Below are 7,187 nucleotides of genomic sequence, written 5' to 3'. Positions count from 1 at the left end.
CGGCGAGCTGCCCGTGCTGCGGTTCTGGCAAGCTGGCAAAGCTTGGCGAGGACATCACCGAGACGCTGGAGGTGATTCCGCGTCAGTGGAAGGTGATCCAGACGGTGCGCGAGAAGTTCTCCTGCCGCGAATGCGAGAAGGTCACCCAGCCGCCCGCGCCCTTCCATGTGACGCCGCGCGGCTTCGCCGGGCCGAATCTCTTGGCGATGATCCTGTTCGAGAAGTTCGCCCAGCACCAGCCGCTGAACCGGCAAAGCGAACGCTATGCCCGCGAGGGCATCGACCTCAGCCTGTCGACACTGGCCGACCAGGTCGGGGCTTGTGCCGCGGCGCTGAAGCCGCTGCATGCGCTGATCGAGGCGCATGTGCTTGCCGCAGAACGGCTGCATGGTGACGACACCACCGTGCCGATCCTGGCGAAGGGCAAGACCGATACCGGTCGCATCTGGACCTATGTCAGGGAAGACCGGCCGTTCGGCGGACAATCACCGCCGGCCGCACTCTACTATGCCTCGCGCGACCGGCGGCAGGAGCATCCCGAGCGTCATCTGAAGAGCTTCACCGGCATTCTGCAGGCCGACGCCTATGGCGGCTACAACCCGCTGTTCAAGGTGGATCGCGATCCCGGTCCGCTGACGCAGGCGCTGTGCTGGGCGCATTCGCGCCGCAAGTTCTTCGTGCTTGCCGACATCGCCACCAATGCGAAGCGCGGCAAGAACGCCGCGCCGATCTCACCGATCGCGCTCGAGGCGGTCAAACGCATCGACGCCCTATTCGATATCGAGCGTGAGATCAACGGACTGGCCGCCGACGAACGCCTGCAACGACGTCGCCGCGACAGTCAGCCACTCGCCACAGAACTCCAAGAGTGGCTGCGGGCCGAGCGGGCAAAGCTGTCGCGCAGTTCTCCGGTTGCCGAGCCAATCGACTATATTCTGAAGCGCTGGGAGGGCTTCACGTCTTTCCTCGGTGACGGCCGGATTTGCCTAACCAACAACGCCGCCGAACGGGCGCTGCGTGGCTTCGCCNCGATCGACTATATTCTGAAGCGCTGGGAGGGCTTCACGTCTTTCCTCGGTGACGGCCGGATTTGCCTAACCAACAACGCCGCCGAACGGGCGCTGCGTGGCTTCGCCGGACCTGAGTCATTGTGCACTCCCTCTCTAAGTGTCTGTAAACATTGGAAGCGTCTCCGTGTCAGTGGTGCGACGCGGGCGACCCTTTCGGGCTATCGCGGCCTGAACCGTCGCGGAAGTAAGGTCGCTGGCGCGGATTTGATACGGCGCGCCGGGAACCACCTGCTCGGCAGACAACACGTTCGTCTTGATAAGGTGGCGTATTCTGTGGTTCGTCACGCCCAAAGTCGCCGCCGCCTCTGTCATGGTAAGCCATTCGCCCTCTTTATCGGCTGATTTGTACGCGTGAATGGCACGGACCCGCCTTACGGAAGCGACACGGTGTGCGGTCCAGGTTTTTCCTTGACCCGTGGGCATACCCATTCGATTGAGCGACGCGGCGATATGTTCATCGGGCCAGCGTCCTGCCATGCTCCGCATCACTGCCAAAGCATCTTCCGTTGTGGCGCAACCGTGTTCACCGCTCTGAGGCTTGCGCACTCTCAGTTCCGAGTGCTGACCGCCTTTCCAGTGGATTGTCAGCACCACGTCGCGCACTTCATCGTCAACATCGACAACAATGTCGGCGATCAATGTACGCAGCAGTTGCTGGCGCACGCGCATGGTGACATCCGGCGACTCCCAGGCCGCCTGCAGATTGTCGGCGAGGTTTGCGAAAGTGCCTGTGTCAACTTCGATGGTTGAAGGACTATCTGCAGGCTTGCGCACTTCCAGATCACGGACGCGGCGTAGCGCCGTTTCCCAATTCTTCTCAAGCTGTGCAGCAATCAGGCGGTTGTCTGGATCGCATGCCGCATAGCGGCGCTCGGCGAGGCTTGCCTCGTAGCGGGCCTGCCGCAGTTCCAGATCGTGAATGTGGCGCTGTTCTTCCTGTCGCTCCCGGTGCATCCGCTCTGCTTCAAAAGTCGCCTCGATCGCTAGTGGTTCTACCGCGCGCAACAACTCGCGCGCAACCGCCGCATCGACCTTCGAGCCGCCGAACGTCATGCAACGGGGCAAGCCCATCATCAGGTTCTGTTTATAGCAGCGATAGACAGGATTTTGTGGATTTCCCGTATAGGCAACACTCAGTCGCCGTCCACACCGTCCGCAAGTCAGGAGACCCGACAACAACGCTTTGCCGCCGCGGCCCGATTTGGTTCCGCCCGAACGGCCATAATTGTTGAGCGCCAGTTGCTGTTGGTTGCGCTCGTACTCTTCCCAACTGATGTAACCTTCGTGATGGTCCCGGATCATCACTTCCCAGGTGCCGGCCGGCTTGCCGTGCCCGTAGCTGCGCCGCGCCCTCCCATCGACGATGGCTGTCCGCTTCTCGCTCTTTCCATAGACGTAGACGCCGGCATAGAAGGGGTTCTTCAGGATGCCGATGACATTCCGGTAACGGACTGGCGTCCAGACAAAGTTGGTCATGCGACCTTCGTCCGACGGCCGCGGGAAGTGGATATTGTCCCGTGTCATCGACAATAGCACCTGGCGTGCGCTTCCAAGCTCACGGAAGCGTGCGAAGATGGACCGGATCACGTCCTGCAGCCGCAAATCCGGATCAAGCCCGAGCCCCGCCTCTCGATGCCAAATGTACCCGAACGGAACGGAAAGTCGCAGTTCGCCACGGCGCGCCTTCGATCTGGCGGCATCGAGCATCCGGGCTCTCAGCACGCCCAGTTCGAACTCGCTGATACTGCCCTTCATTCCCAGCAGCAGCCGATCGTTGGGTCGACACGGATTGTAGACGCCGTCATGGTCAATGACGCGGGCTTCGACCAGGCCGCATAGTTCGAGCAGGTGATGCCAGTCCCGACCGTTGCGCGCAAGCCGTGAAGCATCGAAGCATAAGACGGCACCAACTTGGCCAGCGCATAAAAGGGCGACAAGACGGTCGAAACCAGGGCGCGCGACAGTTCCGTTGGCAGAGCGCCCGAGGTCGTCGTCGATGGTCTCGATGTCGCTGAAGCCGTGTTGTCGCGCAACGTCAACAAGATCATACTGCCGTCGCTGGCTTTCCAGATTTGTCATGACCTGCGATTGCGAGGACTGCCGTACGTAGACGATGGCTTTGCGCGCGAGCAGCGCTGTCGGAATCAAATCAGTGTTGCTCATCGTTGAGCTCCTCGACGACGAGGCCTGCGGCCTGCATCAGCAGGCAAGCCAGCGTTGAAATCGCCTTCGTGCGATCCTTGTCGCTCAGTCCGTCGAGCATCCGGGTTTTGAATATCAGGTCGAGCTGCCGGCCCGACGCCGGCACCAGCGTATTGCGGGATCTCATCATGGTCCTCCTGAGTGATTCTACGTCCACTTCGGAAGGGTGCCGCTTTGGTGCCGCCAGAGACCAGCCTGTTCAATTCGATTAGCGTCGCAAGATCGACGCGTGGCGTTCCCATGGTCATGCCGCGGCAGACCAAGGGATCGATCATCCACCCTGAGATCGCGATGACGACACCTGTCGGCCCCAGAACCTTCAAAAACCGGCCTGTCGCTCGTTCTTCAACACGGCGAATGGAAACCCTCTGGCCAAAATAGGGATGCCAGCGATAAACAACCTCAACTTCATCGCCGACATGGGCAGAATGAACGGGGCATTGCCCTCGGCAGAAAGGCATGGCTCTTCGCCGGCTCCGATCGCGGCGCTGATCGCGCCGCCAGAGGTGGCTCGGTTTGTCTGAACAGTTTCGGGCGTTTTTCTAAGTGGATTTCCGCCTCGATTATGCTGCCACCATCATTGGTGCCAGCGCGTTGAAGTAGGCCTGATCCGGTGTCTGCCGGTCAAGGGATGAATGTGGGCGTCGGCTATTGTAAAAGCTGAGATATCGGCCAATGCCGACGCGGGCCCCGGACACGGTCTTGTAGGCGTGGAGGTAGACCTCCTCATATTTGATCGAACGCCAGATCCGTTCAACGAACACGTTGTCCCGCCACGCACCCTTGCCATCCATCGAGATGGCGATTTCGGCCCTCTTCAGCACCGCCGTGAAGTCTATGGATGTGAACTGCGATCCCTGGTCCGTATTGAAGATGTCGGGTTTGCCATAACGGACCAGAGCTTCCTCGACTGCTTCGATACAGAAGGCCGCTTCCATCGTAATCGACAGCCGCCATGAGAGAACCCTCCGGCTGAACCAGTCCACGACGGCGCAGAGATAGACGAAGCCGCGAGCCATCGGAATATATGTCAGGTCCATCGCCCAGACCTGGTTGGGCCGGGTGACCGCCAACTTGCGCAGGAGGTAGGGATAGATTTTGTGTCCAGGCGCTGGTTTGGAGGTGTTCGGCCGACGGTAGATCGCTTCGATGCCCATCTTTTTCATCAGCGTGGCGACGTGCAGCCGCCCAGCCTCCAGCCCTTCTCCCTTCAAGAGCCCTTGCAACATCCGACTTCCGGCAAACGGGTAGTCGAGATGCAATTCGTCAATCCGGCGCATCAGGGCCAAATCCCCGTCAGACATCGGACGAGGCAGATAATAGACGCTGCCCCGGCTGAAGCCGAGAAGCTTCGCCTGGCGCACGACCGACAGTTTATGCTCGCGGTCGATCATTTCTTTCCGCCCAGCAATCCCGCCTTGCCGAGCGCACCGGATAAAAAATCGTTCTCCAGTGTCAGTTCGCCGATCTTGGCATGAAGGGTTTTGACATCGACGGTTGGTCCCGCCGGTTCCGCCTTGGTTTCATCGCCAAAAACGCCTGTCGCCCCCTCAAGGAGCTGGTCTTTCCACTGTTTGATCTGGTTGGCGTGCACATCGAACTGCTGGGATAATTCCACCAGCGTCTGCTCGCCTCGGATGGCGGCAAGTGCCACCTTCGCCTTGAAAGCCGGGCTATGGTTCCGGCGCGGTCGTCTCGTCATGGCATCTCCTGTTCCCGGCATCTAAGCCGAAGTCAGGCAGAAATTCCACTTATCCCCGCTGTTCAGATTTCCCGAGCCACCTCTGCCTTCATGGCAACGCTGATCACGAGCGCCAAGCTCAATGACGTCGATCCGCAGGCCTGGCTTGCCGACGTCCTCGCTCGTGTCGCGGACACGCCGATCACTAAGCTCGAGCAATTGCTCCCGTGGAATTGGCAGCCACCGAAGTCCCTACAACATCAGGCTGCCTAACCTGCGGCCCTGGCCGGATGGTTACGCAGCACGAGTATCTGGAACGGCTGCGGGCCGGCGAGATTGACACGGAGCAGAAACAAAAAAAGCTCCTCGACGCTTACGCGGAGGAGCTTTCGTTGAAACGACTTGAATGGCAAAATATTCAAGTGTCGGTGGTTGCGGGGGCAGGATTTGAACCTGCGGCCTTCAGGTTATGAGCCTGACGAGCTACCGGGCTGCTCCACCCCGCGCCAAGCGTAAACCGCTTTGCGGTTTATCGCGGTAACGTAAATCCCTTCGGGATTTATGGTCTCTGCCGAGCAAATTGCGAAGCGATTTGTCTCGTGTAAGGGACGCACTGATGACTTCGGTCTAGCAAAACAAAAGGGCCGCTTGAGGGCGGCCCGTGTTCGGCAGGGCCGAAGTGGTTTGTATCGAGGAGATTTCCGGTTTTGTTTTCGCCGCGACCTTATGTTTCTCGGCTATGCCTCGAAGGGGAGCGGCGTTTTATCTTGCGCTTTGCAGACCTGGCAGCGACCTACTCTCCCGCGTCTTAAGACGAAGTACCATCGGCGCTGGGGCGTTTCACGGCCGTGTTCGGAACGCCAGAACCACCAGGTCGGCAAAGCGCAAGATTTGCGTCTAGCGGACGCAAACCGGATGAGAAGCTGGTGAGGTCGGCGTAAACCGCTTGCGGTTTATCGCCTTCACTCGTTTTGTTTTGAACACGTCGCTCATCTGGATGATGAGCATGAGCAATGGGAACGATCAAGCCAATCGAACGATTAGTACTGGTAAGCTTCATGCGTTGCCGCACTTCCACACCCAGCCTATCAACGTGGTCGTCTTCCACGGTTCTCAAGGGAATACTCGTTTTCAGGTTGGTTTCCCGCTTAGATGCCTTCAGCGGTTATCCATTCCATATATAGCTACCCTGCTATGCCCTTGGCAGGACAACAGGTCCACCAGAGATATGTCCATCCCGGTCCTCTCGTACTAGGGACAGATCCTGTCAATATTCCTACACCCACGGCAGATAGGGACCGAACTGTCTCACGACGTTCTGAACCCAGCTCACGTACCGCTTTAATTGGCGAACAGCCAAACCCTTGGGACCTGCTCCAGCCCCAGGATGCGATGAGCCGACATCGAGGTGCCAAACAACCCCGTCGATATGGACTCTTGGGGGTCATCAGCCTGTTATCCCCGGCGTACCTTTTATCCGTTGAGCGATGGCCCTTCCACGCGGGACCACCGGATCACTATGACCGACTTTCGTCTCTGCTCGACTTGTCAGTCTCGCAGTCAGGCGGGCTTATGCCATTGCACTCGACGACCGATTTCCGACCGGTCTGAGCCCACCATCGCGCGCCTCCGTTACTCTTTCGGAGGCGACCGCCCCAGTCAAACTACCCACCATACACTGTCCCGGATCCGGATAACGGACCGCGGTTAGACATCCATGACGATAAGGGTGGTATTTCAAGGATGGCTCCACAAGAACTGGCGTCCCTGCTTCAAAGCCTACCACCTATCCTACACATGCCGACACGAATGCCAGTGTAAAGCTATAGTAAAGGTGCACGGGGTCTTTCCGTCTGACCGCAGGAACCCCGCATCTTCACGGGGAATTCAATTTCACTGAGTCTATGCTGGAGACAGCGGGGAAGTCGTTACGCCATTCGTGCAGGTCGGAACTTACCCGACAAGGAATTTCGCTACCTTAGGACCGTTATAGTTACGGCCGCCGTTTACTGGGGCTTCGATTCAGAGCTTGCACCCCTCCTCTTAACCTTCCAGCACCGGGCAGGCGTCAGACCCTATACGTCGTCTTGCGACTTCGCAGAGCCCTGTGTTTTTGATAAACAGTCGCTACCCCCTGGTCTGTGCCACCCCAACAGACTTGCGTCCCTTGGGGTCACGCTTCTTCCGAAGTTACGCGTGCAATTTGCCGAGTTCCTTCAGCATAGTTCTCTCAA

The 7,187-nt window shown here is 58.9% G+C and carries 3 protein-coding genes, 1 tRNA gene, 1 rRNA gene and 3 pseudogenes (1 of these 8 only partly in view); 3 read left to right on the top strand and 5 right to left on the bottom strand.

What is annotated here, in order from left to right; translation table 11 throughout:
• Together ASD63_RS26230 and ASD63_RS36675 are read left to right on the top strand one after the other, a co-directional pair.
• Positions 1-1,028: pseudogene (locus ASD63_RS26230) on the top strand (IS66 family transposase); the annotation flags it as partial.
• 3 nt (positions 1,029-1,031) lie between these two features.
• Positions 1,032-1,124 (top strand): annotated as a pseudogene (locus ASD63_RS36675) (transposase); the annotation flags it as partial.
• 39 nt (positions 1,125-1,163) lie between these two features.
• On the opposite strand, the gene ASD63_RS26225 reads toward ASD63_RS36675, so the two are convergent.
• The 3 genes from ASD63_RS26225 to ASD63_RS26215 all read right to left on the bottom strand — a co-directional run bounded on the left by ASD63_RS26225 (position 1,164) and on the right by ASD63_RS26215 (position 4,974).
• Positions 1,164-3,233 carry a recombinase family protein gene (locus tag ASD63_RS26225; protein ID WP_060530006.1) on the bottom strand — a complete coding sequence of 690 codons (2,070 nt, stop codon included), beginning with the start codon at positions 3,231-3,233 and terminating at the stop codon, positions 1,164-1,166.
• A complete protein-coding gene (locus tag ASD63_RS26220) occupies positions 3,220-3,399 on the bottom strand; it encodes a hypothetical protein (protein ID WP_034803546.1) in 180 nt (59 codons plus the stop codon). Before ASD63_RS26220 ends, ASD63_RS26225 begins: the two co-directional genes overlap by 14 nt.
• 436 nt (positions 3,400-3,835) lie before the next feature.
• Positions 3,836-4,974, bottom strand: a protein-coding gene (locus ASD63_RS26215) for an IS3 family transposase (RefSeq protein ID WP_167550716.1) whose coding sequence is annotated in 2 segments (ribosomal slippage) — positions 3,836-4,716 and positions 4,716-4,974 — 1,140 coding nt in all. Because the reading frame shifts where the segments join, the coding sequence is not laid out codon by codon here.
• Positions 4,975-5,055: 81 nt separating this feature from the next.
• On the opposite strand from ASD63_RS26215, the pseudogene ASD63_RS35300 reads away from it, so the two are divergent.
• A pseudogene (locus ASD63_RS35300) lies at positions 5,056-5,226 on the top strand (transposase domain-containing protein); the annotation flags it as partial.
• A 156-nt stretch (positions 5,227-5,382) separates the two neighbouring features.
• Here the strand turns inward: ASD63_RS35300 and ASD63_RS26205 are convergent.
• Both ASD63_RS26205 and ASD63_RS26200 read right to left on the bottom strand, forming a co-directional pair.
• A tRNA-Met gene (locus ASD63_RS26205) sits at positions 5,383-5,459 on the bottom strand.
• Between the two features lie 513 nt (positions 5,460-5,972).
• Positions 5,973-7,187 (bottom strand): 23S ribosomal RNA (locus ASD63_RS26200); it runs 1,581 nt beyond the window's last position.

It is taken from the genome of Ensifer sp. Root558 (assembly GCF_001427045.1).
Lineage (GTDB): Bacteria > Pseudomonadota > Alphaproteobacteria > Rhizobiales > Rhizobiaceae > Ensifer > Ensifer adhaerens.
Note: the sequence above shows the minus strand (reverse complement) of the source record. Positions and strands in the feature narration are given on the sequence as shown.